The organism is Pseudomonas oryzihabitans, from assembly GCF_007665395.1.
Lineage (GTDB): Bacteria > Pseudomonadota > Gammaproteobacteria > Pseudomonadales > Pseudomonadaceae > Chryseomonas > Chryseomonas psychrotolerans_C.
Genome location: NZ_VDND01000002.1, coordinates 721,033 through 747,881, shown reverse-complemented (window position 1 = coordinate 747,881; position 26,849 = coordinate 721,033). Strand labels below are relative to the sequence as shown.

At 54.8% G+C, this 26,849-nt stretch carries 24 protein-coding genes; 11 read left to right on the top strand and 13 right to left on the bottom strand.

The window, feature by feature from the left end:
• Positions 1 to 10 precede the first annotated feature (10 nt).
• The 11 genes from FSV73_RS07495 to FSV73_RS07445 form a co-directional block, all read right to left on the bottom strand.
• The gene (locus FSV73_RS07495; protein WP_145006102.1) at positions 11 to 1,141 is read right to left on the bottom strand and encodes an NAD(P)/FAD-dependent oxidoreductase; all 1,131 of its coding nucleotides are present in this window, start codon (positions 1,139 to 1,141) and stop codon (positions 11 to 13) included.
• An 18-nt stretch (positions 1,142 to 1,159) separates the two neighbouring features.
• Positions 1,160 to 2,290 (bottom strand): NADH:flavin oxidoreductase/NADH oxidase, encoded by a 1,131-nt coding sequence (locus tag FSV73_RS07490; protein ID WP_145006099.1) that lies wholly within the window; start codon positions 2,288 to 2,290, stop codon positions 1,160 to 1,162.
• Between the two features lie 17 nt (positions 2,291 to 2,307).
• Positions 2,308 to 3,243 carry a dihydrodipicolinate synthase family protein gene (locus FSV73_RS07485; RefSeq protein ID WP_145006096.1) on the bottom strand — a complete coding sequence of 312 codons (936 nt, stop codon included), beginning with the start codon at positions 3,241 to 3,243 and terminating at the stop codon, positions 2,308 to 2,310.
• Positions 3,244 to 3,419: 176 nt separating this feature from the next.
• Entirely contained in the window at positions 3,420 to 5,120 is a 1,701-nt protein-coding gene (locus FSV73_RS07480; protein ID WP_145006093.1) for an FAD-dependent oxidoreductase, read from the bottom strand.
• A 30-nt stretch (positions 5,121 to 5,150) separates the two neighbouring features.
• Complete coding sequence (locus FSV73_RS07475) at positions 5,151 to 5,888, bottom strand: amino acid ABC transporter ATP-binding protein (RefSeq protein ID WP_145006090.1); 738 nt, start codon at positions 5,886 to 5,888, stop codon at positions 5,151 to 5,153.
• Complete coding sequence (locus FSV73_RS07470) at positions 5,809 to 6,555, bottom strand: amino acid ABC transporter permease (protein WP_145006086.1); 747 nt, start codon at positions 6,553 to 6,555, stop codon at positions 5,809 to 5,811. The genes FSV73_RS07475 and FSV73_RS07470 overlap by 80 nt, the downstream gene beginning before the upstream one ends.
• Positions 6,555 to 7,229: an amino acid ABC transporter permease gene (locus tag FSV73_RS07465; RefSeq protein WP_145006083.1), complete on the bottom strand. Its 675-nt coding sequence runs from the start codon at positions 7,227 to 7,229 to the stop codon at positions 6,555 to 6,557. Before FSV73_RS07465 ends, FSV73_RS07470 begins: the two co-directional genes overlap by 1 nt.
• A gap of 65 nt (positions 7,230 to 7,294) precedes the next feature.
• Complete coding sequence (locus FSV73_RS07460) at positions 7,295 to 8,101, bottom strand: transporter substrate-binding domain-containing protein (RefSeq protein ID WP_145006080.1); 807 nt, start codon at positions 8,099 to 8,101, stop codon at positions 7,295 to 7,297.
• 134 nt (positions 8,102 to 8,235) lie between these two features.
• Positions 8,236 to 9,003, bottom strand: a complete 768-nt coding sequence (locus tag FSV73_RS07455) for an SDR family NAD(P)-dependent oxidoreductase (RefSeq protein ID WP_145006077.1) — start codon at positions 9,001 to 9,003, stop codon at positions 8,236 to 8,238.
• A 382-nt stretch (positions 9,004 to 9,385) separates the two neighbouring features.
• On the bottom strand, positions 9,386 to 10,180 hold the full coding sequence (locus tag FSV73_RS07450; protein ID WP_145006074.1) for an IclR family transcriptional regulator domain-containing protein: 795 nt from the start codon (positions 10,178 to 10,180) through the stop codon (positions 9,386 to 9,388).
• Between the two features lie 64 nt (positions 10,181 to 10,244).
• On the bottom strand, positions 10,245 to 11,699 hold the full coding sequence (locus tag FSV73_RS07445) for an NAD-dependent succinate-semialdehyde dehydrogenase (protein ID WP_313955124.1): 1,455 nt from the start codon (positions 11,697 to 11,699) through the stop codon (positions 10,245 to 10,247).
• A 116-nt stretch (positions 11,700 to 11,815) separates the two neighbouring features.
• Here FSV73_RS07445 and FSV73_RS07440 point away from each other — a divergent pair, with 116 nt between their 5' ends.
• On the top strand, positions 11,816 to 13,219 hold the full coding sequence (locus tag FSV73_RS07440; RefSeq protein ID WP_260856033.1) for an aminotransferase: 1,404 nt from the start codon (positions 11,816 to 11,818) through the stop codon (positions 13,217 to 13,219).
• Between the two features lie 42 nt (positions 13,220 to 13,261).
• On the opposite strand, the gene gcvPB is transcribed toward FSV73_RS07440, so the two are convergent.
• Positions 13,262 to 14,800, bottom strand: a complete 1,539-nt coding sequence (gcvPB, locus tag FSV73_RS07435; RefSeq protein ID WP_145006068.1) for an aminomethyl-transferring glycine dehydrogenase subunit GcvPB — start codon at positions 14,798 to 14,800, stop codon at positions 13,262 to 13,264.
• Positions 14,793 to 16,202 carry an aminomethyl-transferring glycine dehydrogenase subunit GcvPA gene (gene gcvPA / locus FSV73_RS07430; RefSeq protein ID WP_145006065.1) on the bottom strand — a complete coding sequence of 470 codons (1,410 nt, stop codon included), beginning with the start codon at positions 16,200 to 16,202 and terminating at the stop codon, positions 14,793 to 14,795. Before gcvPA ends, gcvPB begins: the two co-directional genes overlap by 8 nt.
• 111 nt (positions 16,203 to 16,313) lie before the next feature.
• Here gcvPA and FSV73_RS07425 point away from each other — a divergent pair, with 111 nt between their 5' ends.
• The 10 genes from FSV73_RS07425 (at position 16,314) to FSV73_RS07380 (ending at position 26,845) form a co-directional block, all read left to right on the top strand.
• Complete coding sequence (locus FSV73_RS07425) at positions 16,314 to 17,420, top strand: ATP-NAD kinase family protein (protein WP_145006062.1); 1,107 nt, start codon at positions 16,314 to 16,316, stop codon at positions 17,418 to 17,420.
• Positions 17,421 to 17,453: 33 nt separating this feature from the next.
• Positions 17,454 to 18,401, top strand: coding sequence for a 3-hydroxyacyl-CoA dehydrogenase (locus FSV73_RS07420; RefSeq protein WP_145006057.1), 948 nt, complete (start codon positions 17,454 to 17,456; stop codon positions 18,399 to 18,401).
• Between the two features lie 1,060 nt (positions 18,402 to 19,461).
• On the top strand, positions 19,462 to 20,958 hold the full coding sequence (locus FSV73_RS07415; protein WP_145006055.1) for a tyrosine-type recombinase/integrase: 1,497 nt from the start codon (positions 19,462 to 19,464) through the stop codon (positions 20,956 to 20,958).
• 286 nt (positions 20,959 to 21,244) lie between these two features.
• Positions 21,245 to 21,433: a hypothetical protein gene (locus FSV73_RS07410; RefSeq protein ID WP_042137691.1), complete on the top strand. Its 189-nt coding sequence runs from the start codon at positions 21,245 to 21,247 to the stop codon at positions 21,431 to 21,433.
• A gap of 129 nt (positions 21,434 to 21,562) precedes the next feature.
• Complete coding sequence (locus FSV73_RS07405; protein ID WP_145006050.1) at positions 21,563 to 22,132, top strand: recombinase family protein; 570 nt, start codon at positions 21,563 to 21,565, stop codon at positions 22,130 to 22,132.
• A 1,068-nt stretch (positions 22,133 to 23,200) separates the two neighbouring features.
• Positions 23,201 to 23,389 (top strand): hypothetical protein, encoded by a 189-nt coding sequence (locus tag FSV73_RS07400; protein WP_145006047.1) that lies wholly within the window; start codon positions 23,201 to 23,203, stop codon positions 23,387 to 23,389.
• 212 nt (positions 23,390 to 23,601) lie between these two features.
• Positions 23,602 to 24,927 carry a hypothetical protein gene (locus FSV73_RS07395; protein WP_145006044.1) on the top strand — a complete coding sequence of 442 codons (1,326 nt, stop codon included), beginning with the start codon at positions 23,602 to 23,604 and terminating at the stop codon, positions 24,925 to 24,927.
• 159 nt (positions 24,928 to 25,086) lie between these two features.
• The gene (locus FSV73_RS07390) at positions 25,087 to 25,587 is read left to right on the top strand and encodes a hypothetical protein (RefSeq protein ID WP_145006041.1); all 501 of its coding nucleotides are present in this window, start codon (positions 25,087 to 25,089) and stop codon (positions 25,585 to 25,587) included.
• Positions 25,584 to 26,009 (top strand): hypothetical protein, encoded by a 426-nt coding sequence (locus FSV73_RS07385; RefSeq protein ID WP_145006038.1) that lies wholly within the window; start codon positions 25,584 to 25,586, stop codon positions 26,007 to 26,009. The genes FSV73_RS07390 and FSV73_RS07385 overlap by 4 nt, the downstream gene beginning before the upstream one ends.
• Positions 26,010 to 26,050: 41 nt before the next feature.
• Complete coding sequence (locus FSV73_RS07380) at positions 26,051 to 26,845, top strand: phage baseplate protein (RefSeq protein ID WP_145006035.1); 795 nt, start codon at positions 26,051 to 26,053, stop codon at positions 26,843 to 26,845.
• Positions 26,846 to 26,849: the final 4 nt, after the last annotated feature.

The following is a 26,849-nucleotide window of genomic DNA, read 5'->3' as shown; positions in this document are numbered from 1 at the left end:
GGTTCGGTCATCAGTAACAAAGGAACGGCCTGTAATCGATATCCAACGGCACAGGTTTGTCCTGCACCAGACTCGCGATGATCCGAGCGATGATTGGTCCTGCCGTGAAGCCCATCCACGGGAAAAAATTCATAAAGAAGCCAGGCGAGTTGGGTACCTCACCTAGAATCGGCCGCCAGTCATCAGTGCCATTCACCACCGCCGCCCACGTCCGGATGACACGCAACGGCCCTAGCGCAGGCACCGTTTGCAAGGCCAGCGTCATATTTTGCGCCAGAGAATCCGGGTCAGTGACGGGATGCCCTCGGCGATGCCACCGCGCTGGCCATCCTCCCCCAATCAGTACCGAGCCGATTGCGTTCTGCTTGAGGGTGAGCTTTTCCCCAGCTGAATAGACCAGATGAGGGATCAGCGGACCGGTCTGTTCCGTCACGGCCACTTGGATCGCAAAGCCTTGAACGTCAGTCCGAATACCAACCATCGCAGCAATACGTCCGGCATCGGCGCCAGCTGCATTTACCACGCGCTTAGCAATCAGAACCTCATTCGCGAGGGACACACGGTAGTGATCGTCAACGCGTTCTACGCCCACCACTTCGCAGTGCCTACGAAAGTGAACCCCTAAGCGCTTAGCGGCGTCTGCATAGGCCAGAGTGGCTTTCAAGGGACTCGCTTTACCCTCGATAGGACAAAAGGCTCCACCGATTACCCGATCCGAAAGATAGGGTGCGAGCTGTCGGACGTCATGCCTGTCGAGAAGGTTAACTTCCAAACCCTGACTACGCTCCAGCAGCGCTTTAGCCTCAATTTCTCGCAGCTGCTCTTCGGTTGTCCCTACCAGCAGGCCACCCTTGGTGGAAACCTCGAGGTCGACGCCCAGCTCGACAGGCAATTCGTGCCACATCTCGATCGAGCGAGCCATCAACGCGATACTGGGTGCGAAGCGCTTAGCCCAGGCTAGTCCCTTGTTTACGAAAGGATCATGGGGGATCTGAGCATGCAGGCTGCCCGCGTTAGAGCCGGACGCCCGAGTGTTTAGCTCGCTGCGTTCCAGCACTAAGACATCAACCCCGTCCTTGGCCAGGTAATAGGCTGTCGCACACCCTGCTAAGCCACCGCCGATGACGATTACATCGGCCATGGGAAGGCCTTCAAATGATTAATCATGCAGTCTTCTCCCCTGCGCGCGCCTGCCGGCGCGCCAGAAAAAAACATGGACCTGGGGTAGCAGATCGTGAGCGTCTGCGACTCCCAACTCCATCGCGGCGTGATAGGCGAAGCTTGGATCATCGAGAAGGGCTCGTCCTAGCGCAACGAGATCAGCAGCCCCACTAGCAATCACCTCTTCAGCCTGCTGCGCTGTAGTGATCAACCCTACCGCCATGGTTGCAATCTCGGCCTCGGCGCGAATGCGCGCCGCGTAAGGAACTTGATGACCTGGGGTTGCCACTGTCGCAGAACGAGCCACAGGCCCGACAATTCCACCAGCTGAGCAGTCCATCAGGTCAACGCCCTCATCCGCCAGCAATCGCGCAAGACGAACGGTGTCATCGAGAGTGATGCCGCCGTTGTCGCCGTCAACACAGGAAGCGCGATACCAGACCGGCATATCGGAAGGTACTAGCTTGCGGACGGCTTGCACCACCTCCAGCGCCAGCCGCGCACGACCCATGAAATCACCGCCATAGACAGCGCCTCGTTTGTTGGCCAGCGGGGAGAAGAATTCATGAAGTAGATACCCATGTGCCCCGTGGATTTCGACAAAGTCCAGGCCTGCATCGACTGCACGACCGGCTGCCCCCGCAAAAGCCGCTACAACTTGATCAATGGCCTCAAGACTTGCCGCCTCAGGAATCGGCCAGCCTTTATTGTGCGCCAATGCGGATGGGGCCAGGGTCGACCACGCTGGGCTAGAGCTATCAGCCCCTAAGGGGGCGCTACCCAGCCAGGGCACCGCAGAGCTGGCCTTGCGACCGGCATGACCCAGCTGAACCCCCAAAGGTATGCCGTGCTGGTGGTAGAGATCTGCTAGCCGCCGCAGTCCGGGGATGTGATCGTCGCTCCAAATTCCCAGGCAACCAGGACTGATGCGCCCTTCACGCGTTACCGCTGTAGCTTCGAGCACGGCGCCACCTATGTCACCCAACGCAAATCGAGCGTGATGAGCGTAATGCCAGTCATTCACCAGCCCTTCGGTAGCCTGGTACTGGCACATGGGGGACACGACAAGGCGATTACGAAACCTCACGCCTCGGCAGTCGAATGCAGTAAACAGTGGGGACGGGGTCATGCCGGTTCCTTGCTTACTTACTTGACCGCGTGAGCAGCGACGTAGCTGTTGAGATCATCTAGGATGCTGATGATCCGCGAGCGGCGATCAATACCCTCCTGCCCTAGGTCGGCAAACTGCGTCAGAGGCGCTCGCACGTCGCCTACCGGGTAGCCCTGAGAGGCTGCCAGTGCTTTCGAATAGCATTGATGACCATAGGTTGGATGCCCCTCAGCGATTATGTGATCGAAACTACTGATCATCGCCTGAATCTTGCTGGCTTCTTTTAGCTTGCCCTCCACCAAGGCCTCCCACATGCGGGTGGAAGCACGAGGAATGTAGTTGGCGTATGGATTCACGTATCCCACCGCGCCCAGCAGGAAACTCTCTACCGGACGCTCCCCGGCGAACACGTTCATGACCCCCTCCGTGCCCTCGACGATGTCATAGATGCGACCGACGTCCATGCTGGCTTCCTTGATATAGCGCACGTTGTCGAAGGCTTTGGTCATGCGGGCAACCAATGCTGCCGACATGTCGACGTTGGTCGTGACCGGATTGTTGTACAGCATGATCGGCAACGAAGTTGCCTCAGAAATTGCCCGGTAGTAATTGAAGATCTCGTCTTCAGTCGGGGTGTAGTAATACGGTGGCGCGATCATGAAGCCATCAGCACCAAGCGCCTCCGCCTCACGGCTATAGCGCACTGCATTGGGGGTGTAGGCATTCATGGTGCCTACCAGAACATCAATGCGGCCGTTGACCATTTTCACTGTATTTTCGATGTACTCAGTCCGCTCATCGTCGGAAATGGTCAGGAACTCACCGGTGGTGCCAAGGATGATGATGCCGGGCGATCCGGAGTCGATCTGCCACTCGATGAAGGCGGCTAACGCCTGATAGTCGATCTGGCTGCCGTCAGCGGTAAAAGGGGTAACGGTCACGCCGTAGCTGCCGCGAAATTCCTTACTCATGTCGTTCTCCAACTGTCGTACGAATGTGCGCAGACGCTGAGGGGCATCCGCATTTTTGGTGTTACATAGCCTCTTTTTTGGCCATTTCCAGGCGCTACGCCTTATTCAGCGCAGCCGAATCCGAACGCCTCCAAAGGACGCTTTCCAAATTGAACTTATGTTCGCGATTAACCGATTTAGGGCTTTACCAGGGCTCCGGCGAGCTCCGCGATCGTCACCGGCTTGACTGGCAGGCGCGGGGCGAATCCAGACATTTCCGAACGCCCTGATCCAGTCATTTCGCAGACACGCTCATCCAGCGCAGCCGCGCAGTAACGTCCCTGGCAACGTCCCATGCCAACACGGGTGTGACGTTTGATGGCCCCGACAGTGCTCATACCGGAGTCCAGCGCTCGCTGCACCGTAGCGAAACTCACTTCCTCGCAGCGGCATATGAGATTCGCCTCCGCTACCGCCGCATCAATGCCTTTGGGCCGAGCGTCCGCGTGATACAACGTCCACAGCGCCTTCTGAAAACTTTGCTGACGCCCGCGCTCAGCCTCAGCTTCGCGGCGGCTTTCACCTAACTCGCGGCTGAGTTGATAGCCACACGCAGTCGCTGCTTCCAGACCTACGAGCCGCCCTTCAGCCAGAGCCACCTTGGCCCCACCCAGCCCGGTGCAGTCGCCCAACGCAAAGACGCCGGCGATATCCGTCTGGCCGCGTGCATCGCGACGCGTCACTAGCTGCCGGCGTGACGAGTCATAATCGTGACTACAGCCCAGAGCGCGTAGCAGCTCGTTGGCCGGCTCGAAGCCATAGCCAAGGCATACGCAATCCACCTCGAAGCGCTCGGCCAAGGCTTGACCTTGAGAGTTACAGAGACTCACCTGCAGCGACTCACCTTTAGCTTCGATCCCTGACACCAAGGCATGGTGAATCATCCGGCCGCCACACTGCCGTAGCGCCCAACGGTAACGCAGTCCATCCTTTACCAAGCCAGGTGCAGCGACCGACATGCGCAGCAGACTCGGTAACGTCGCTAGGCTCGGCTCCGCTGCCGCCTCGACGACGGCCACCACTGTGGCTCCACCCGCCTGCAGCTCGGATGCCAACTGCAAATTAAGCGGCCCATTGCCAGCGATGAGCACGCGCTGCCCAGGTAACCGACGAGCCGTGCGCCATAACGTCTGAGCTGCACCGGTCGTCATAACCCCCGGCAGCGTCCAACCTGGCACCTGCCAACCGCGCTCATAGGCACCGGTGGCGATGATCGTAGCCCGCGGTTTCCAGCGCTGGGTATGCCCTTCAACCGCAACGCCGTACTCGCCAGGTTCGAAAGCACCCCAGACCAGGGCGTCGCCGATCATCTCGACACCCGCCTGGCGTACTTGGGCGATCAGATCGGCGCCTTGTCGATGCTGTCGATCCGGTGGCGCAATGTCGGCGCCCGTCACACTCAATTGCTTGAAATACTGACCGCCAGGCAGGCTGCGCTCATCCAGGACCACCACGCTGGCACCCGCCTGACGGGCAGCAAGTGCCGCTGACAAACCTCCTGGTCCGGCACCTATAACCAGGACGTCCGGCGCTCGAACCTCCATAGGTGTGATCGAGGGAGTCTGCACCCCTTCGAGGGGCAAGATCGCCTGGCTGAGCGTGCGTTTGACCTCGACTGGCGCTACCACCTTGGTCATACAAGCACGCTGATTCGGCTTTCCATCGACTTCCACGAGGCACTCCTGACAGACGCCCATGCCGCAGAAAATCCCTCGGCACGCACCACTGCGTGTTTCGCGGAAATGTCGTACACCGCCTGCAATCAGCGCTGCCGCCAAAGACTCACCCTCACGAGCTTTGAATTCCTTACCCTCGAAGGTGATTGCAATCTCGGTCATGCCATTTCCTCCAACGAACGTCTGGCGGGCTCAGTGGCGCAAGATCTTGCCTACGAACTCTCGGGTGCGAGCTTCCACGGGCGCTTCAAAGACCTGATAGGGCGTTCCCACTTCCACGACCTGCCCTTTATCCATCATCACGATGCGCGTCGATACTTCTCGTACGAACGACATCTCGTGAGAAACCAACAGCATCGTGATGCCCTCCTTGGCCAATCCGCGGACCGTGTCGAGGACCTCATTGACCAACTCCGGGTCTAGAGCAGCCGTCACCTCATCCAACAAGAGGATCTGGGGGCGCAGTGCCAGCGCTCGCGCAATCGCCACGCGCTGTTGTTGGCCCCCAGATAGTTCATCCGGATAGGCGTGGTATTTCTCACCGAGGCCAACCTTGTTCAGCAACGCTTTGGCTTCCTTTTCAACTTCTGCATGCGGCCGTTTTTTAATCTTGGTTGGAGCGACGGTCACGTTGCGCAGAACATCCATGTTCTGGAACAGGTTGTACTGCTGAAAGACGATGGCCATTTTGTCTCGAGCGGCACGCAGGCTGCTCTTCGATCCGTAATCCAGGGGTGCCTCGTCGATCAGCACCTGTCCGGACGTAGGCGGCAGCAACCCCATCAGTACACGTAGGAGAGTGCTCTTACCGGAGCCGGATGGCCCAATCAGGCTGATAACCTCGCCGCGATCAACCGACAAGCTCACGTTTTGCAGGACCGGAATGTGCGCGTAGGCGCTCGACAGATTTACGACGTTGAGGTGAGCCAAGACGTTTCTCCAGATAAGCGCCACATTTACTGAGCGGGTAGGACAGGGCGAAGTAGGCGGCGAGAATCACGCCGTACACCAGGAACGGCGAGAAGCCCCGGTTCATCAGCACCTTGCCCGTGAACGTCAACTCGACGACGCCCATCTGCGAAGCAAGGGAGGTGTCCTTGATGAACATCACCATGAAGGCAAAGGCCGGCGGCAGAATGACCTTCCACGATTGCGGCAAAAGGACCATGAAAAGCGTGCGACTGAAGCCGAAGTTCATCACCTGGGCCGCTTCGAGTTGCTGGCGGGGAACCGACTCAAGACCTGCGCGGATGATCTCCGAGAGAAACGCAGTGGCCACTAGGCAGATCGATACAGTCGCGATGGCTGAAAGCGAGATGTTGGCGCCGAAGCCCTGCGAGGCGTACATCACGATAAACAGAATGACCAGGAACGGGATACGCCGGAACACCTCGACATAGATCGTCACCAGCAAGCGCATTGGCAATAGCCAATGGCTCTTGGTGCTACGAACAACGGTGATGACAAAGCCGCATAGGGCGCCCACGGAACAACCGATCACCGTCATCATCAGGGTACGGCCCATGGCTTCCAGAACGAAGATCAGGGTGTACCAAGTGAAGAAGCGCGGAGCCTGGGAAATGATGAGATCGAGCATCAGAACACCTTGATTTTCGCGCGGAACAGGTGACGACCGACAAGCCCCAATGCGATCGACGCGATGAACGTCAGGGCCACATATATCGCCGCCACTACCGAGAAGGTTTCTATGGTTCGCAGGTTGACGGTCGAGATGTTGATCGCCCGCCCGGTGAGTTCCTCGACGCCAAAGATCGCGCCGATGGAACTGCCCAGCACTAACCAGACGAAAAAGTTACAAAGCGGCGCATAGATGGTCTTGGCGATATGCGGAAGGATCACGTAACGCACTGTCTGCAATCCCGACATACCCAAGGTGACGGCGGTTTCGATCTCGGCCTTGCGTACAGACTCGACACCAGAGCGCAAGATATCCGTCAGGTAGGCGCCCGAGTTGAGGGTGAGACCAATCAGCACGGCGGTCATCGGTTCCAGCACGATGCCTACATCAGGCAAGGCGTAGAACAGAAAGAAGATCTGTACTAGCGCAGGGGTGTTGGTGAATAGCGTGATGTAGACGCTGACCAGGGCACGTAGCAGCCGACCACCATGTAACTTGGCCATGGCGCCAGCCAAGCCGATCGCCGCGCCGAGCCAGAAGGACACGAAGGCGATTTCCAGAGTGAACAGGGCGCCCTTGAGCAGATAGGGCAGGTTCTGGATCACATTGGAAAATTGAAAGGTGTAGTCCACGAGGCTATCCGCCTATTTCGCGGTCCTGGGTACAGCCCGAGGGCCGTACCCAGGACTATTGAGGATCAGAAATACGGGGTGGCGGCCACAGGTACGAGCATGGGTGCGCCGTATGCTTTTTGCCAGGTAGCATTTACGAAGCCGCTGCTGTGCATCTCGTACAACACCACGTTCAGATAGTCCTTCAAGCCGGTGCTGTTTTTCGCCACGCCAATACAGTCATATCCAACGGAAATGGGATCCTTAAGCACCTTCCACTTCACGTCCGGGTAGTTCTTGGTGAAATTCATGAAAAAGTCGATGTTTTCGACGATGGCGTCTCCGCGCCCCTGAGCAACCGCGCGCACGGTGTCAGCAATAGTTTCGACCAATAGGACGTTAGCCTTGGGTAGCTCTTTCTTGAGGTAGTCCACTGACCAATTGCCGCGCATGTTGACCAGCTTTACATCCGGGCTATCAAGCTGCTTCCAGTTATCGACCTTCAGCTTTTCAGTCGTGAGCACAGCCATGGACTCAGTGTGCAGGGGCACCGTGAAGTCGATCAGCTTCGCGCGCTCAGAGTTGCGCGTTAGGGCGCCTAGCGAGATGTCAATCCGATCCGACTGCAGGAACGGAACACGCTGGGCGCTCTCAGTCGGGACGAACTCGACGTTCACCTTCAGATTTCGCGCAATTTCATTGGCGGCATCGATATCGAAACCAACCATCTCATTCTTATCGTTGTAGGAACTCATGGGCGGAAAGTTGGGATTAACGCCAACTCTCAACGTACCGCTCTGAATGATTGCATCGAGACTGCGCGCCTGCACGTTACCGGCAACGCCTGCCACCACAACCGCCAGTGAAAGGATGACCGCCTTCAATTTCCGCATGTGAGACTCCTGATAAGGATGACCGGCGACGCCAGCACCAGCTGGACGATCAATGTCTGACTTCAGCGCTATCCTGTCAATAATTTTATTCGCTATACGAACATTTTTTACCAATGCGCACAAATCATGGTAAATCAGCGAATGTAGCTGGCTCCGTTTACGTCCAGCGTCGCACCACTCAAATGGCGCGATCGGCCGCTCGCCAGGAAGGCGACCAGAGCGGCGATGTCAGCCGGTGGAACCCATTCACCCATGGCCAACTGCGCTGTAACGCTCTCCTCGCCGCCTTGCGTCTGGGCAAAGGATTCCGACATTTGGGTGCGCACGATGCCAGGCGCGACGATGTAGGCCAGGATTCCCTGCTTGGCATAGGCTCGCGCCACCGTTTGGGTCATCGACCGTACGGCCGCCTTCGAGGCGGCGTAGGCAATGGTGTCCGGATTCGTCACACCACGCTGGGCTGCCCAGCTGGAAATGGAGATCAGGATCCCACCTCCTACCACTTGAAAATGCTTGACCGCCCGCCGAATCAAGCGCGCAGGCGCGAGTACATTCACGCTGAGCGTTTCATCCCAGACCGCGTCCCAGGTGTCATCATCGCTGGCGAATCCGCCCTCCCAGCGCATAATCGCTGCATTGTTGATGAAGCCATCGATACGCCCCTGCCAGGCCTCGGCCTCATCCCACACTCGCTCTACCGCGACCAGGTCATGCAAATCGGCTTGCACGAAAAGCTTGTTCGCTTGTGCAACGCCGGCGAGCGCTTTTTCGGCCCCCGCGCGATCAGCACCGTACTGAGCGATCACCCTGGCACCGGCATCGCCCAGGGCAGTGGCTATCGCAGCGCCGATACCTTTGGATGCGCCAGTGACAAGCAACGTCTTTCCTTCGAGGCTGAACATTGAGGACTCCACAAAAAGGCACGTGCGCTGAGCATGCCGATGCACGTGCAGACAGGAAGGTCAGGTCGCCGAGGCGACCGTTGGATTAGGAAAGGGTGTCGCGATGCTTCCGTAACTCGTCAGCGTCGGGGCAGTACCTAAAAGGCGGGAGGACAATCAAGTAGCCACCTCGCAGAGGAGGTGCCAGCAGCGCTAGGTACATCGGCGATGCTCCATCGTTTGAAGTGTTATTGTTCTCGATGAGATTGCAACCTACCTTAAACGTGTGCGCACTGCAAACTAGTGTGCGCCTTTTATTTAAGGTCGATTCTTGGATTGGCAGATTTTGGGCAAAAAAAAGCGCCTTGATTCGTCATCAAGGCGCCCGAGATTCCGATTACCGTCAGCCTTGTAGCGCCTGCGTAATGTTCTTCGAGGCCTCAAGCAGCTCGCTCAGAATGCGTGTACTCATGTCCTGCAGCGTAACGCGCTCGGTTGGGCAAGGCACGTTGAGGGCCGCAACCACCCGCCCATCGCGATCTCTGATAGGTACGGAGATTGAGCGCAAGCTAATTTCCAATTCTTGATCGACGATAGACCATCCGCGCAAACGGGTCTCATTGATCAACTCACGTAGCTTCACCTTTGACGTCACAGTGTGTTGGGTGAATTTAGTCAATGTGGCTTTATCGAGGTAGTCCTGCAGCTCCGCTTCCGGTAGCGCGGCAAGAAGCACCCGCCCAGTCGATACGCTATGAGCAGGAGACCGGCTACCGATTGAAATGCTGATGTTGACTACGCGTGTGGAGTTTGCCCGCGCTACGTAAATTACCGAGTCTCCATCAAGAACCGCTGCGAAGCAGGACTCCTGTAGGCGATCTGACAGGGCGCTCATGATCGGCTGCGCGACGTCCCAAATATTCATAGATGACAGCGCCGAGAAGCCTATCTCAAGGATCTTTGGCTTCAGGCTGAAATATTTGCCATCGCTCTCAGCGTAGCCTTCACGCACCAGAGTCAATAGAAAGCGTCGCGCGGTCGCTCGACTCATACCGCTCGCCTCCGCCACCTCGCTAAGCGTACGCCGGGGCGTATGCCGGGTGAAGGTCTTGATGACTTCGAGGCCGCGAGCAAAAGAACCAATGTAGTCGCGATCGCGGCTTTCTAGATCGTCAATGGAGGATTCGGAATCGAGCATCATAAAGCACCGTGTTGAGGAAAATTCTGTGCGACCAGCGCACAGATGTTTGAGCTAAAGAATATCAGCTCACCTGTGCCACGCATACGTATTTTAGCTCCGTGAACTCTTCGATAGCGTGGTGCGAGCCTTCGCGACCTATGCCTGAAGATTTGACACCACCGAACGGCGCGCCCTCATAGGATGTCGCTCCAGTGTTGACGCCTACGATCCCGACTTCGAGCGCCTCGCTCACGCGCCAGACCCGTGCGTTGTCTCGCGTGAAGAAATAGGCCGCCAAACCAAACTCGGTGTCATTGGCAGCGGCTATGACCTCATCTTCAGTGTCGAATCGGAAAACAGGCGCTACCGGGCCGAATGTTTCCTCTACCGCAATACGCATCTCGGCCGTGACGTTGACCAGCACGGTAGGTTCGAAGAAGGTTTTTCCAAGAGCGTGCCTGTTACCACCTGTGACTACCCGCGCACCCAGTGCCAAGGCGTCTTCGATATGTTGCTGGACTTTAAGCACCGCGGCCTCGTCGATGAGTGGCCCTTGCTGTACACCAGGTGACGTTCCATCGCCTACCTTCAAGGCCGCAACAGCCCGAGCAAAGCGTTCGACGAACTGGTCATGGATGCCGCTCTGCACATAGATTCGGTTCGCGCAAACGCACGTCTGACCCATATTGCGAAATTTAGAGGCCATGGCGCCCGCGACCGCAACGTCAACGTCCGCATCATCAAAGACAATCAAGGGCGCATTCCCGCCCAGCTCCAAGGCAACCTTCTTGATCGTCGCTGAAGCTTTGGACATCAGCGAACGACCTACCTCTGTCGAGCCGGTAAAGGTGACTTTGCGTACTAGCGGGTGAGTTGACAACTCGTCACCCACTTCACCTGCCGCGCCCGTAACCACATTGAATATGCCGGCCGGCAAGCCAGCACGCTGGCTCAATTCGGCTAGCGCCAGCGCCGAAAACGGCGTAGCACTGGCGGGCTTGAGCACCATGCTGCACCCCGCCGCAATAGCAGGACCTGCCTTACGGGGGATCATTGCCATCGGAAAGTTCCACGGCGTGATCGCTGCGCACACGCCAATAGGCTGACGCAGTACCACTAGCCTTTGCCCCGGTTGAGCCGCAGGCAACACCTCTCCATAGACACGCTTTGCCTCCTCGGCAAACCATTCAAAGAAGGCAGCGCCATAGAGGATTTCACCTTTAGCCTCAACCAGGGGCTTACCTTGCTCAGCGGTGAGGATAAGGGCGAGATCATCGGCGTTCTCCACGATCAAGTCGTACCAATGCTTTACCAACTTTGCTCGATCAATCGCTGGCCGTGCAGCCCAGGCCTTGAAGGCGTTTTCGGCGCTTTCGATAGCCTCCACGGTCTCCTTGCGCCCAGCCTTGGGTACGCGTCCAACCAATTCGCCAGTGCTGGGATTGCCCACCTCAATCCAGTCACAGCCCGGCGGAATGGACCACTCGCCGTTGATGAAGATTGCCTGCTTGAGTAGCGAAGGATCTTTTAGGTCCAGCATGATTTGGTTTCTCCATCAGGTTTTCTGGTGCTACATTCATGTTCGCGCTACGCCCATATCACCGCAGTGCGCACATTTTATCAACCAGAAAACGCAGTCGTTTAGGAGATCCCATGGATTCGCTGATGTCGTCTACCGATCTGCATGACCTAGACCGGCGCTACGCACTGCACCCCTTTACCGCCCTTGCCGAGCATGAACGCAACGGCCCTTTGGTGATGACGAAGGGTGAGGGAGTTTGGCTAGAAGATACAGCCGGACGCCGTTACATAGACTCCATGGCAGGGCTGTGGTGCGTGAACGTTGGATATGGCCGCCGGGAAATTGCCGATACGCTGCACGCTCAAGCGCTGCGCCTGCCCTACTACCATTCGTTCTCATCGATGGCGACCGACACACCGATTTTGCTCGCTGAAAAGCTGATCCAAATGGCGCCAGTGCCCATGTCGAAGGTGTTCTTCGGTAATTCGGGCTCCGATGCCAATGACACCCAGGTCAAGCTCGTCTGGTACTACAACAACGCTCGCGGGCTGCCGCAGAAAAAGAAAATCATCGCCCGTAATCGCGGCTATCACGGGGTGACTGTCGTCGCGGCGGGCCTGACCGGATTAGCAGGTATGCACGCCGGGTTCGACCTACCGCTGCCTTTCATTCGCCATACCACGGCGCCCCACCGTCTATGGCAAGCTGAACCCGGGCAGAGTGATGCCGCCTTCGTTTCGCGCCTCGCTGCCGACCTGGAAAACCTCATCCTCGCCGAGGGGCCGGAGACCATTGCTGCCATGATCATGGAGCCGGTCATGGGTGCAGGTGGTGTGATTGTGCCCCCCACCGGCTACTACCAAGCAATCCAGGCGGTGCTCGATAAATACGACGTGCTTCTGATTGCCGATGAGGTGATCTGCGGGTTTGGCCGCCTGGGTACCCAGTTCGGCAGCGAGAAGATGGGGATGCGTCCAGACCTCATCACGGTCGCCAAAGGCATCACCTCAGCCTACGTCCCACTCTCCGCGTGCATCGTGTCTGAAAAGATCTGGCAGGGTCTGCTCTTGGGCGGCGAGCGCTACGGCGCCTTCGCTCACGGCTATACCTATAGCGCGCACCCCTTGGCGGCCGCGGTCGCCTTGACCAACCTGCGAATCATTGAGGAGGAGAGCTTGGTGGCTCAGGCCAGCGCACGAGGTAACCTCCTGCATCGATTGTTGCGGGAGACCTTCGCCGATCATCCTGCGGTAGGTGAGATCCGCGGGGTAGGTTTAATGGGCGCTGTAGAGTTCGTGGCTGCACGCGATCCAGCAACCGCCTTCGACCCTGCATTGAAAGTAGCACCTCGCATCGCACGAGCTGCCCTGGAAGAAGGCCTGATCACGAGAGCCTTACCCCAAGGAGACTCCATTTCATTCTCGCCCCCCTTCGTAATCAGCGAAGAGGAAGTGGCCGAAATGGTTGCCCGCGCACGCCGGGCTGTGGACAGAGTGTTTAGCCAGCTCCACGCGGAGGGGCACTGGAAAGGCTGAGGATGAGAAGCCGGCGGTGCGACCTGCATCGCCGGCAGTACCTCATTGCGCCTGAGAGTGTTTACGCTGGTATGCGCGCCAGGTCGTCGCCCATCGGGCTGGATCCTCCAGCGGACCGGTGTCGAGACGGCCAATCACGTGGTTGTGGGGCGCGGTGCGTACCAACGCTGGATCGTCATAGGCTTCCTGACACACCTTAGCCAGAACGGCGATCCAGTAATCGATATCTTCTTTGGACCACATTTCTCCGGCCTCCGGCGTAAACGGCTGCGGAATGATCCAAGGCTCATGCGCAAGCCAGAACGCATCGACACCATAGTCCACCATACGATTTTGCACGTCATAGGCGCTCACGCCCGTCTCTTGCTCCAAGACCTCAAGGCTGTAGCGAGTCATCTCCAGGCGCCACGACTTGATATGAGGGTGCGAACAGGTAACGCCACGGATCTGGCTCAGCTTCTGCCCCATGTAGTTGTTGGCCAGCACGGACAGATCGGACGCCTCGGCAATGCCATCGATCCCCATGGCTCGCACCCACGCATAGGCCTTGATCATCTGCGGCAGGTTGCCAAAAAATTCGCGGACACGGCCAATACCGACCTCGTTGCCGGGCTGCAGGCGAAACTCGCCCTGTTCTTCTACCAGCAGCGGTCCTGGCAGGTAGGGAATCAGCTCCTCGCTGCAACCATAGGCCCCCACTGCTGGCCCACCGCCGCCTTTGGGAGCGCCAAAGGTTTTGTGGAGCATGAACATGCAAGCATCGAAACCCAAGTCACGGGCTCTGATCTTGCTCATCACGCCATTGAAGTTTGCATGGTCGTAGAAACATAGCCCGCCCACCGCCTTCACGACCTTCACCCACTCGGTGATCTCAGGGTTATAGATGCCCATGTCATCCGGATTGTTGATCATCAGCGCCGCTGTACGCGGCGAAACAGCCGCCTTGAGGGAAGCGAGCGATGGATACCCGTTGGGTCCGAGTGGCAGAGTGATGATCTTGAAACCCGCCGTTGCCGCGGTTGCGGGATTACAGGGGTGGGACTGGATCGACGTGATGATTTCGTCGCGCGTATCTAGCTCCCCTCGCGCAGCATGAAAGGCACGGGTCACGCAGACATGCAGAAAGGCCGCATCCGCACCGCCGGCGGCCTGAAACACGAACCTGTCCATGCCGGACAGTGCCCTCAAGTTGAGGTCGAGGTTGTGCATGATCTCCAGCGATCCTTGCAGTGTCGTATCCGGCTGACGGGGATGCAGTTGAGCCACCTCATCACGCGCCGTGATGGCTTCATTGACCCGCGCGTTGTACTTCATGGTGCACGTCCCGAACAGCGAGATACCCATCATGCCAAGGGTCTGCTGAGACAAATGCAGGTAATGACGAAGCACGTCGGGCTCGGACATCTCGGGTAGCTCTGGGGCGATGCTACGGCGCATAGCCGATGGAATAGCACTCAGGTCAGCTGGGACGTCCGCGCGAGGAAAAACTACGCCACGACGACCCGGCCGGGACAATGTCATCACCACCGGCTCGTCCCAAACCGCCCCCTGATACCGACGCAACTTCACAGATTCAATCATGCTTGAGTACCTCACCAAGGGCTTCAACCAAGCGCTCGATGTCTGCGGCCTGGTGCAGTTCGGTCACGCAGTACAACGCGCATTGGCCCAGAGTCGGAAATTCCTGGCTCAAGTCGTGTCCGCCGAAGATGCCTTGAGCCAGCAGACCCTGGTTGATCGCGGCAACGCTCTGGCCGCTAGCGTTGAAATCGATGACGAACTCCTTGAAGAAGTTATCGCCATAACGGATCGCCACGCCGGGAAGTTCAGCCAATCGGCGCGCCGCCTGGTGGGCCTGAGCGAAGATCAACTCGCCTACGTCGACGAATCCCTGCGGGCCCATCAATGACATGTAGACCGCGTTGGCGATCGCCCACAGGTACACGGAGTTACCTGTCCAGTCCTTACCGTTTTCCCGCAGCCCATAGGAGGACTGCTCAGCAAGGGAAAGGCCGAAACCGACCTCCCCTTTGCGTGACGTGCTGGTCGCACTGATGAGTAGCGTCGGGTACTCACGCGCATAACGCTCTTCATCGCGAGTGGCGATGAAGCCGCCTAATCCGCCACCGCCATACATGGGAATGCCCAGCGTCTGACTGGTACCGACGACGATATCGGCGCCGTATTGAGGGGGCGCCGCGAGTACACCCAGGGATAAGGGGTCTACCCCCACCACGAATTCCGCGCCGGCCGCATGCACCAGATCCCCGATCTTCGACGCGCCACCATCGATAAGGCCGAAATAGGAAGGAACCTCCAGATACACGGCTGCCACATCCTCCTTGAGCTTGCGCTGGAGGTCGTGCAGGTCAAGGGCACCGGTGGCAGGGTCGGCGGCGATGAACTCAAGGGTGAGCTCATTGGCCATGTCAGGCTCGCAATAGTTGCGGATCACGGCCAGACGTTCGGAATCGATGACTTCAGGCAGCAGAATCTTGGTGCGCTGGTTTAGGCGCGAAGCCATGCGTAAGGCATGCCCTGCCGCGCAGCCCCAGCTGTAGACCGGAAGACCAACATATTCGCACCCTACGAGTTCACCCAGCTGGCTGCCGAACTCGAACCACGCTTGGCAACGCCCCTGATCGGAGGACGGGGTACCCCACACCGAGGTCAAAAACTCGCTCCGCCCGGCAATTTCTGCGCAGATCGCTGGCACGTGATGCTGCCAGCAACCACCACCCAGAAAGCTGAGGGTATCGCCGCAGTGCCGATTTCGACCAAGTGTCTCACGTAGGTGCCTACTAAGTGAAATTTCTGAACGCATGGCGCCCATAAGTTCGGGTAAATCCTGCAGTCGATGGGCGCTTGGAATTTGCTCGAAAAGTGCTTCAATGCAGGTGACTCCAAGGGAATCCAGCATTTCTTGCCTTATCTCAGGTACCGCATTGGCCATGAACGGGTGTGCTGGGCTGGCTTGACTCATCTTTCCTCCAGGCCCAGTATGGGCCTTATGCGAACTTAAGTTGTCAGTGCGCACAATCTACGTCGCATCTTGAAGGCTAGCAACCGGTCAGTTATCCAAAGGCGCACGTCGATGGCGATGAAAGTCGGTTTGGTTATCAATCCCTACGCCGGCCTGGGAGGCCCTGTCGGCCTCAAAGGTAGCGATGGGATAGATATCGTCAGCCTGGCCCTGGGGCGTGGAGCTCGGCCACGGGCGCCCGACAGGTGCATTCGAACCCTGATGCGCCTCCAAGGTAGTAAAGCGACGCTGTTTACCGTGGCCGGTGAGATGGGGGAGTACGCCTGTCGCGCAGCAGGCATTGAAGCAAAGGTGGTTGCCGCGCCATCAGCTACCCATACCGGGGCTGACACCTCTGCAGCCTGTCGAGCTTTGCTGGCAGAAGGAGTCGAGCTACTCCTATTTGGCGGGGGCGATGGCACGGCGCGCGATGTTGTCGCCGCCGTGAGCGAAATCCCCAGCCTGATACTAGGGATTCCATGCGGGGTGAAGATGTATTCGGGGGTCTTTGCCCGTACCCCGGAACACGCAGGCGATCTGGTTCGCCAATGCGCCGACGGCCCCACACCGATCCGTGAGGCCGAATTACTTGATATCGACGAGCAAGCCATCCGCAGCGATCGAATCAGTACTCGCCTTCACGGCTACGCCAAGGTTCCTGCTGACACGCGACATATGCAGAGCGCCAAGGCGGCGACCGCTAACCCTGATCACGCGGTCCAGGCGGCGACAAGATGGTTTGCCACCCAAATGCGCTCAGACAGCGTCTACTTCCTCGGTCCTGGCAGGACTGTCCAGGCGCTGGCAGAACACCTAGACGGCAACGGCACACTCCTCGGCGTGGATGCTTATCTTGGGCATACCTTGATCTGCCGCGATGCCGATGAACGTGACCTATTGGCCTTGGCCGCGCTACATCCGGCGCACGTGGTCGTTGGCCTGACGGCAGGACAAGGCTGTCTGTTCGGTCGCGGAAACCAACAGCTTAGCGCCGCCGTACTTACCTTGGTTGATCCTGCAAACCTGCATGTTTTCGCCAGCGCCACGAAGGTCGCTCAGCTCCCTAGGGGTCAGGTGTTCATTGATACCGGTGACCCCGACATCGACGCTCGCTTCAGCAGGTTTATTCGCGTGCACACGGCACCTAACCGCAGCGCCATGTTGCACGTAGTCAGTTGATGATCCCACGCTTACAACAACAAGGAATTCAGCATGCACTCATCCGCACACGTGGTTGGCATTATCGGTTCGGGCAGCATCGGCGTCGCATTCGCCATCGTTTTCGCCAAGGCAGGTTGGACCGTTCGCCTATACGATCCAGACGCTGAACGCTTGCAGGTCGCACGAGACGAAATCATCAGCAAATGCTCGGCGTTGCATCACTATTCATTGCTCCAAGAAACACCCGAGGTCATAAGCGAGCGAGTGGTGCTGAGTGGCGATCTAGCCAGTACTGTCACTGGCGCCACCTTGATTCAAGAGTGCGCCCCAGAGCGACTCGAGCTCAAGATCGCCCTCTTCCGCCAGCTGGACGACCTAGCCGCGCCTAGCGTGATCCTGGCCAGCTCCTCATCCGCTCTGACCGCCTCCAGCTTTGCAGAAACTTTGCCTAATCGCGACCGCTGCTTGGTCGCCCATCCAGGCAACCCACCGTACCTGCTGCCAGTCGTCGAGATCGTACCAGCGCCCTTTACCGCTGCTGAGTACGTCGACCAAGCACTGGCGCTATATGCCGAAGTTGGACTCGCCCCTATCCGATTGCGAAAAGAGGTAGAGGGCTTCGTATTCAATCGCCTGCAAGGCGCACTACTCAGGGAGGCCTATTGCCTAGTGCGTGATGGCGTAAGCAGTGTCGCCGACATCGATAAGGTCGTAAGCCAGGGTCTCGGATTACGCTGGGCATTTATGGGCCCGTTCGAGACAGTCGACCTCAATACCCGTGGAGGAGTCGGCTCTCACGCTTTGAAGATGGGGCCAGCCTACGCTCGAATGGGGGCCGAGCGCGGTCAACATGATCCTTGGACAGCAGATCTGGTTGCCGAAGTAGAGGCCCAGCGCCGTGCATTGGTCCCGCTTGAGGACTGGGAGACACGAGTTGCTTGGCGAGATAGAGCACTCATGGAACGCGCAAGAGATGAGGTGCAGAGAAAGTCTCGATAGCACGCGGTAGTCGCTTTAACTTAGGGCCTGAGCACTAAGCGAGTGGTAATTAGCTGTGCCGTAACATAGCGATTTAGAAGGGCATTAGCTGGGCTGAGCTACACTATTATGCTCGGCGAGGAGCCACCTTAGGCGTACATCTCTTTCACCCGTTGCCACCGGGACAAGAGTCCCGGCAGCTAATGGATGTTTTATGAATAAAAGAAGCGGTCCTATTTGTAACCGGCCTGATCATTTGTGACAACGGCCAGCCACCGCGAGAGGCATCATCGTCGCTAAAACTCACCTACAATTTTAGCCATGCAGTACTTTACGAGTCTATTTACAACTACTCCCGACGATAAGCCGCCACACCCTCGACTCAGCACGCAGAATTGATTTTGTGCATTATTATCCTCGCACAGCCCAGCCTGACTACTACAGCGCGCTATGAATAACTATATTTATAGACAGAGTCATCGACTACGATCCATACGTATTCAGGCTGGGCAAGGGCTTTTACTACGAATTCTCGGAAAGCGATCTAATACCAATTCAGACGCTAATTAACGAACTAAGAGAACAGATTACCGCTACCAAAGACTTTGACCTTGAACATCACCAGCGGCTCTTAAGGCGTCTCGAAGCAGGGCAGAGAGAAATTCGCAAAAAAGTCTCTGACATGGATCGGCCTGGGGATTTGGTAGGCGATGCAGGTGTTGCAATAGGCAAGCTGGGCGAGAATGCCAAGCCCATCGTAGACCGCATTAAGGAGATCACTGAGATTGCCTGGCGCACCCAAGCACGTGCGGAAGAGCTACCGTCTGGCTCCGAATATCCCCTCCTCAGCTCAGATGCCGATGGAAATGATAAGTCTGAGTAGGAGTTTTGGGTAGGAATGCTAGGTAGACCCAGGAAGCAAAAAGCCCCCTAAACCATTGATTTAGAGGGCTTTCCTAAAGATGGCGGAGAGATAGGGACTCTATTTTTAAGCGTACCAAAGCCAGGAACCGCAGTATTCCTAGACTTACGAGCCCTTAAGTAGTAAAAATGAGTAGTAAAATCGCCACCTAGGAAGGTCATGGCAGCTACTCATCTGATCCAAAAAGCAGGCGAATCCACTTGGTACGTTCGGATCATCGTACCCAAGGATGTTCGTCACGCCTTTGGCAACCGGACCACCCTCACCAAGACTACTGGCACCAGCAACAAGGCGGAGGCTATGGACCTACGTCTGCCTATCCTTGCCAGTTGGAAAGCTCAGATTGCAGCAGCTAGGAAGGTGAAGCCAGAGCATTGGCAAGACACGCTTCACGGCCAAGCCAGGGTGATTGAGGCCATCGCTAAGGACGGTGTGTTACGTGCCCATGGCTACGCTGACGCACCTATAGAGAATCCTGCTCAATTCCTGCTCTCGAATATGAGCAAGGCCCTCGGTGTTCCTATCGAGAAGCTAGATATCCAAACCGATGAGCAGCTACAGCAGATGATCGCTCTCGTTGTAGAGATGGCGAAAGCGCAAAAGGCTGGTGAGTCATTTTCTCTGGAGCATAGCGAGCGGTTCAGGTCGTTCCTTGAGTCAGTCGCAGTGACGTCGCTGAAGGGTCTGAACCCTAGCGAGATAGAGGAAGCAAAGTGGATCGTTCAAGCTCCACAACTGTACAAGCCGCGCTCCCCTATCACCTCCAGTCGTATAGCTGCTTTCCGTACATTCCGTGAGAAGGCAGGTCTACCCGCAAAGACGGTTGATCAGCAGCAATCCAAGCTTGAGAAGCTATCTGCCTACCTGACAGCTGAAGGAAAGCCGCTGGAGTTTGACTCGGTGTCCGAGTGGCTAGAGTCCCTGCCGCTGTCCAGCAAGACGAAGGTTCAGTACCTTTTGGCAGGCTCCACCTTCTGGAAATGGGCTAGTCGCTACGACGATCAGTGGAAAAAGGATTTCAAGGACAAAGCCAATCCTTTTGCCGAACACGATTTGCCCAAGGTGAGAGGAAAGGTAAAAGCGGAAACTGCTCGCCGTGCCTTCACCCCTGCTGAGATAGCTAGGACTCACCAGAAGGCTAAGGAAGATAACCTCCCCACCCTAACCGCATTGATCGAGCTTGGTAGCTATACGGGATGCCGGATCGAGGAGCTTTGCCGTCTCAAACCCGAGCATGTGATTGAGGTGGATGGTGTCAGGGTGTTCAACATCGAAGATGCCAAGACCCAAGCGGGGATACGAGAGGTGCCGATCCACCCCAACCTGTTCCCGCTGGTTGATCATCTAGTAGCAAATCCCAGTGACGGCTACCTGCTCCCCTCCTCCGGTGGCAACAAATATGGCGTCCGTTCTGATTCGCTCAGCAAGGCCTTCGGGCGTTTGAAGACTGCTATGGGGTTTGGTCCTCAACACGTCTTCCACTCGGTACGGTCGATGGTGGTGACCCAGCTTCAAAGGGCAGATGTCCCAGGAGTTCTCATTGCTGAGCTGGTAGGCCATGAGACAGGCACCGTGACTTTCGACGTCTACGCAGGCGGGCACTCAGTAGCTCAAAAGCAGGCTGCGATAGGGAAGCTTGGCTACCAATTTAACTGATCAAAAATTAACCAATAACTATCGATTAACGTTATACAGTAACGGCCACCACTAACTGACAATCCAGTGAGAACCCGCTTTGTAGCACGTCTGTAGCCCGTACACTGCTCCTCTCCCCTCATTTGCTAAGCATTGGCGCCCTTCGATATGCAAAAGGTTTGCACGCTAACAGTTAGCAATAGCCTCTACCTATCAAAATTTACATTCTGATTACAGTTTCCCTACGAACTAGATTTCAAACGACTGTCTGATTACGTGACCCTAACTGAGCCATCAGGAGAGACGTATGAAAGGCTATAAACCATGCGACGTCACCGTGAGCACCAGTCTGTTAGAGAAAGAGTTGTCGGCAAGGAAGGCACGGCTTGAGAGGGCGAAATCGGATCTACACCACCGCTTTGAGATTTACGCCAAGGAACAGGCATGCGTTGCGAGCCTGGAGAAGGCGTTGGCTAAGGCGCACGGCCTCTACTAGCAGCATCATCAATCGACCGTTTAACGATACCGCTCATCCGATACGCCAACTGGTATCAACATATAGGCTAAACGACTATTTGATACGCTGATAAAATGATCCCACCTTAATTGATACCGAGGGATCGAGATGAGCCGTACGTTCCTATATGCCCGCGTCTCCACTGCCGACCAAACCACTGACAATCAGTTGCTCGAAGTAAAGCAGGCAGGTTTTGCTGTAGATGCTCGTAGGGTTGTCACTGAGACGGTGTCCGGCTCTATCCAGGCTAGTGAGCGTAAAGGCTTCCAGAAGCTTCTAGAGCGCATGGAGCACGGAGACACGCTGATTGTTACCAAGCTCGACCGTCTGGGCCGTAACGCCATGGACGTACGCAGCACAATAGAGAAGCTGTCAGAGGAAGGCATCCGGGTTCACTGCCTAGCTCTGGGTGGAGTAGACCTCACCAGTGCAGCAGGCAAGATGACCATGCAGGTGCTATGTGCTGTAGCCGAATTTGAACGGGATCTATTGATCGAGCGCACGCATGCTGGCTTGGAACGAGCGAAGGCAGAAGGCAAGAAGCTAGGAAGGCCTGAAGCTGTAGGTACGACGGAGAAGGTACAGGAGGCCAAGGCACGCGGGTTGACTCAGAGCCAAGCAGCCAAGGACCTCAGCGTAGGTATCGCCACGATCAAGCGTCATTGGAACAAGGGATGAACTCTTCTTCATTATCACACTCAGATTTCGTGTGAATGCTCCAACCCTTCACACTGATTAGCCCCGCCACGTGCGGGGTTTCTTTTGTCCGCTACTTAGCTATGTCCTGGCTCCAAGCGTTGCACTAAGAGCCTTGTAGGTGGCATAGCGTCGATATTTCTATAAAATCATACCCCGAAGCCATTTCAAAATCAGACTCGGTTAAGTTGCCTTGAGCCCGCGAAGATATTTGTTTTACGTGTGTATCGGCATTCAGCGCCAGACCAACTAACATCTATATAAAATAATGAAAATAAAGTTCAAATTATGCATTTAACCTATTGACAAAATCGGGGGTGAGTTAGTATAATGGTAACTATAAGCAAACAATCTTATTTAGCTAAAACATTAGCTAAATGCTTACAAAGTTATCAGCTAAAAGCCATTCTCAAGATCGACCCCTTACCTTATAATTAAATTATCAGCTCGAATAATAACCACCCAAAGAGGTGGCTTTGTCGTGTCTCGAATTCAGGCTTGGGTGCTGCCTTTATAAGTATCCCCGTGGGAGTAACCACCCTCCCCGCTGGCACGGTTGAAATGCTCTCCAGATGAGAAAAATACAGCGCCGTATTCATTCCGGTCGTTGGGGCGTCTCTTGCTGCCCGTACCTCCTCTTAGCTGGCTCTCAGTTCTAAACCGTCTGTGAATCGTCCAGCAGGCAACGATGACGTGTAAGTTATACGTTGCCACCTAATACTCCATCGCACCTCCTCTCCTTGTGCGCTTTATAGGGGCTCGCTCCAGAGCCCTATTTTTTGATCTATACAAAAGAATTTACATCGCCATTCTGCCAATTCGGAGAGTGGCTTCTTATTGCCAAATAAAAAGAATCTGACATTGAGGATATAACAATGGCATTGGTCGTAGTGAGAAAGTGCTTGTGCTGTGGCACTGAATACAACAGCAAATCTGCAAAAGCGTTCCTGTGTGGAAACCGTATGTGTTACGTCCGCTTCCACAAGCAGCGGCAAGCGCTTGGTCTCGATATTGGACAATACAAACAACAACGAAAACTGGAGTTAGAACATGAAGATGCTGCCTAAAACAAATAAAGAGAGGAAGCAAGAAATTAACGCTTCACTCACCAAAGGGCATATTGATTTTATCTTGTCTGTAGCTGGTGAACGAAAGATCAGCTTTTCCCAAGCATTGAACTGGATTGTAGATCAACAGATGAATAGAGAGCTTTATCAACTATTAGAGCGGAGTGCTTAAGATGCAAGATAGTAAACTTAGTTTCAGTGATGACATGAAGGCGAAAGGCTATGTTCGTCGGAGTCTCTGGATGAAGTCAAAAGATTGGGATGCTCTGTCAGAGTTGCTGAATGAGCTTGGTTATAGGCACCCTGGATCAATGGTCGCTAAGCTCATTGCCGAGAAGCTAAAAGAACAACGGTAAATAATAATAGCCTATAGGGGCATGTAGAATGGTACTAAGAACTTACAAATGTGAGGAATGTTCTAACGAATTTACTACTCATCGACACGGCCAGCGGTTTTGCAATTCAACCTGCAAATCAACGTTCACCAAGCGGGAGAATAAGAGTAATCGTCAAAAGGCAACGATTCAGCGACGTAAAGACAAGCTTCCCCACAGCGGCTTTGGCAACTACCTGCTACGAGAAGTAAGGCGAGCTGGCACGGTACAAGTGCTTTCAGGGCTTACCAGTGTAGAAGAGATTGAAAGCCTTCAGAGTCTGCGATCAAGCTGTACCCTGGCTAACGGCTTCGATAACGGTAAGATTCGTAAGGACTACGAGCTATCTCACATTGCTCCTGTTTCATCTAAAGGTTCTCTCGGTCTTCTCTGTGCTAAGAATCTGGTGATCACTACCCGAACTTACAATCGTCAACGTGGAAAATCCTATAGCGGTGGCGGTGCGTTTATTCTTCGTTCGGAGCTTCTGACAAAGTGGCAGATTAACGAAAAGCATAATGATGCTCAGGTGTACGCGAAGATTGAGAAGTTCTTGGGTAGTGTCCTTGATGACTACCTTGCCCTTCACGCTCCCAACTACACTGTACGCATGCAGTTAATCAATAGGCTTGCAAAGAAGGAGATTGAGAGCCGGAACCTAACCAACAAGCAAGAGATTGAACGCCAGACTGCGGCAATCAAAAACATTCTTCAGTATTTCACGACTTCTGAGCTTGAAGAGAAGGCAAGCAAACTGGATGTGACTGTCTTCGGAATGACTAAGGATGGATGGTCTGAGCTTGTTGTTGCTCTAAAGGAAGCTAAGCGTTTCGCTGAAAATGGACTACCTGTAAACCCTACTCTTCTGATGTACGCTGAGTACCTGGATGAGCGTCGCAATGCGCCTTACAACGTAAAGACGTTCTTTCTTCGTGTACATGGAAGTCGTGGTCTCGGCGGCACTGTCTTGGATCAGATCAGTATCGAAGACCACGTAGCCGAGCAGCTAACAAGGGATTTGCATAAAGAAAAAATCGAGTGGGTTTATGATGGTCGTACTCTCGCTGATTGCTTCACTGTCCCAGAGCGTACCCCTCATCAAGTAGTAATTTCTCATCGTCTGGAGCAGTACCTTGTAGATAAGCACGGAATGCCCGGCTGCATCTATCGTCCGTCCACTGCTGAGGAGGTGGCTTTCCAAGCTACCCAACTGAAGCGGCAGGAAGCGGAAGAGAATGTTTTGGCAATGGAATGGTATGAGGAGTTTGGCGACGTTCTGCCTCCTGTCTACTTGCAAGAAGCTCTGATTCGTCTGGACCTTTGGTACCCGTTCTAACACGACCCGCTTATATTAAACATAGTTCACTGCAAGCCTCTATCCCGCGTCATACCTACGCTTCAACCAATTAATCGTAAAGTATTCAGTCTATTCTGACTAAATGGCTTGGGCACCTTACGCCCTAAATAAACCTAAAATCATATATGGAGTTATAAAATGATCAACACTTTTCAAAACCAATTCAACGCAGCCCTAACCACCACTGACATCAAATTCAACCAAGCCAGCCTTGATGCTGCTATCTCACATCGGGTGGATTTCTATAAATCTGGGATGGGGTGCCAAGAGCGGATTAACGCTCAGATCCTACCTGAACTAATCACTAAGGCTTCTGAACTCCTCAACGAAGGCTGGACTTTTACCGATTGGAAAGCGCCACATTCCGGGATGGTGGGTAGCTGCTACATCTACCTCAAGAAATCCCCTGCTCTCCAAGCTGAAGATATCCAATTCATCGAAGACAAGCTTACTGAGGTGTATGAGCAGAAGGTATTTGAGAACTACGAAGCCGAGAAAAATCGTCTAATCCAAGCTGCGCTCCTGGAAGCTCGTCGTAAGGATGCTGAGGAGCAGGCCAGGAAGGAACAAAGCCGAATGGAGAAGCTTGAAAAAGAAGCTATTGCCGCTCTCGAAAAACAACTACAGGAGACAAAATGATGCTTAAGTCAAAACTCTTTCCTAAAGACTCCGAACGCTCACGGGCCGAAAAACTTCTCTCTAATAATCGTATCGAGCATTTGGTCCTTAAGACAAAACCAACCAAGGATCTCGAACTTAAATCCAGTCCTGAGTCCCTTGCCAAGACTAGGCGACTTCTTGAGGAAGCCGGCATTACGAAGGCAAAGGTCTTCTCCCCGATGGTAGATTGTTTCCTGATTAGTTCAGATGATCGAATTACCACCGTTAAGATGTCTTTAGACGCTGCTCCTATACTCAAGACTGTTGGGTGCACGGTAATCGAAGCGAACGGGATTTCAATGCTTCATTACAAACTGGTAGAGAAATACCACGGCAAGGTATCTTTGAAAGATATGCTCAAAGATAATAGTTTCAAAGCTGAATATAATAAATCTAAATAACGTCCCAAAGCCAAGGACGGCTATTCTAAGGAGTAATCATTTTGTTTGGACTTAAAATTTCTACCAATATCGACGACGAGTCACAGTTTCTTCTGTTCGATACTGTCATCACCTATTCTAAAAGCCTGACAGGCCAGGTTACCAAAAACCCTATCGCAGGGAGTTCAGTAACTTCGAATTTCACTGCCGAGAATCCAACGTTCTCATTCACTGGTGTTATTAGCTATGCCGATCTTGGCAACAGTACTTTGTTCCGGGATGAGGATGGGGGCATTGCAGATAACGTTATCGAACAACCAAGTGCTGTTAAGGTGAACGAAAGCTCTTCCACCCTTACCAACCTTATTCCTTCATCAATCAGTCAGTTCCTACCACAATCCAATGCAAACGTATCAATGGATAGTGCCCGCACCAACTATAAAGATTTTGTAGATGTAATTCTTCAACGTCTGATGTCTGGTGAAGTTCTGGACGAAGCTACAGGTCGTATGCGGACAGCTATGCGGACCAACACGTTATATGAATTTGACGCTTTGGGTGCAATTATAAAGCTTCATAAAGATTTGGTTCTGACATCGTATTCAGTCAAGGAAGATGAAAGCACGGGAGACAGTCTGGTCTGCGATCTAACGTTCGAAAAGGTGAAATTCGTGAAGCTTCGTACCAGTGCCCTTCCTAAGGATGTTGTTGATGGCCTTAAGAAAAAGTCAACAGTCAAGCAGAACAAAGGCACCATCAACAGCAAGAAAACGACTCAAGAGATCGATCAGAAAGATGAGCTATACGGTGTACTCAAACCGAAATCTCAATCTGCAACTGAATATTATTCCCGCTGAGGTA

Bases quoted from the DNA above. Each gene is read 5' to 3' on its own strand.
- FSV73_RS07495 (WP_145006102.1), bottom strand. From the start codon at position 1,141: ATGGCCGATGTAATCGTCATCGGCGGTGGCTTAGCAGGGTGTGCGACA.
- FSV73_RS07490 (WP_145006099.1), bottom strand. From the start codon at position 2,290: ATGACCCCGTCCCCACTGTTTACTGCATTCGACTGCCGAGGCGTGAGG.
- FSV73_RS07485 (WP_145006096.1), bottom strand. From the start codon at position 3,243: ATGAGTAAGGAATTTCGCGGCAGCTACGGCGTGACCGTTACCCCTTTT.
- FSV73_RS07480 (WP_145006093.1), bottom strand. From the start codon at position 5,120: ATGACCGAGATTGCAATCACCTTCGAGGGTAAGGAATTCAAAGCTCGT.
- FSV73_RS07470 (WP_145006086.1), bottom strand. From the start codon at position 6,555: ATGCTCGATCTCATCATTTCCCAGGCTCCGCGCTTCTTCACTTGGTAC.
- FSV73_RS07460 (WP_145006080.1), bottom strand. From the start codon at position 8,101: ATGCGGAAATTGAAGGCGGTCATCCTTTCACTGGCGGTTGTGGTGGCA.
- FSV73_RS07455 (WP_145006077.1), bottom strand. From the start codon at position 9,003: ATGTTCAGCCTCGAAGGAAAGACGTTGCTTGTCACTGGCGCATCCAAA.
- FSV73_RS07450 (WP_145006074.1), bottom strand. From the start codon at position 10,180: ATGCTCGATTCCGAATCCTCCATTGACGATCTAGAAAGCCGCGATCGC.
- FSV73_RS07440 (WP_260856033.1), top strand. From the start codon at position 11,816: ATGGATTCGCTGATGTCGTCTACCGATCTGCATGACCTAGACCGGCGC.
- gcvPB (WP_145006068.1), bottom strand. From the start codon at position 14,800: ATGATTGAATCTGTGAAGTTGCGTCGGTATCAGGGGGCGGTTTGGGAC.
- gcvPA (WP_145006065.1), bottom strand. From the start codon at position 16,202: ATGAGTCAAGCCAGCCCAGCACACCCGTTCATGGCCAATGCGGTACCT.
- FSV73_RS07425 (WP_145006062.1), top strand. From the start codon at position 16,314: ATGGCGATGAAAGTCGGTTTGGTTATCAATCCCTACGCCGGCCTGGGA.
- FSV73_RS07420 (WP_145006057.1), top strand. From the start codon at position 17,454: ATGCACTCATCCGCACACGTGGTTGGCATTATCGGTTCGGGCAGCATC.
- FSV73_RS07415 (WP_145006055.1), top strand. From the start codon at position 19,462: ATGGCAGCTACTCATCTGATCCAAAAAGCAGGCGAATCCACTTGGTAC.
- FSV73_RS07410 (WP_042137691.1), top strand. From the start codon at position 21,245: ATGAAAGGCTATAAACCATGCGACGTCACCGTGAGCACCAGTCTGTTA.
- FSV73_RS07405 (WP_145006050.1), top strand. From the start codon at position 21,563: ATGAGCCGTACGTTCCTATATGCCCGCGTCTCCACTGCCGACCAAACC.
- FSV73_RS07400 (WP_145006047.1), top strand. From the start codon at position 23,201: ATGAAGATGCTGCCTAAAACAAATAAAGAGAGGAAGCAAGAAATTAAC.
- FSV73_RS07395 (WP_145006044.1), top strand. From the start codon at position 23,602: ATGGTACTAAGAACTTACAAATGTGAGGAATGTTCTAACGAATTTACT.
- FSV73_RS07390 (WP_145006041.1), top strand. From the start codon at position 25,087: ATGATCAACACTTTTCAAAACCAATTCAACGCAGCCCTAACCACCACT.
- FSV73_RS07385 (WP_145006038.1), top strand. From the start codon at position 25,584: ATGATGCTTAAGTCAAAACTCTTTCCTAAAGACTCCGAACGCTCACGG.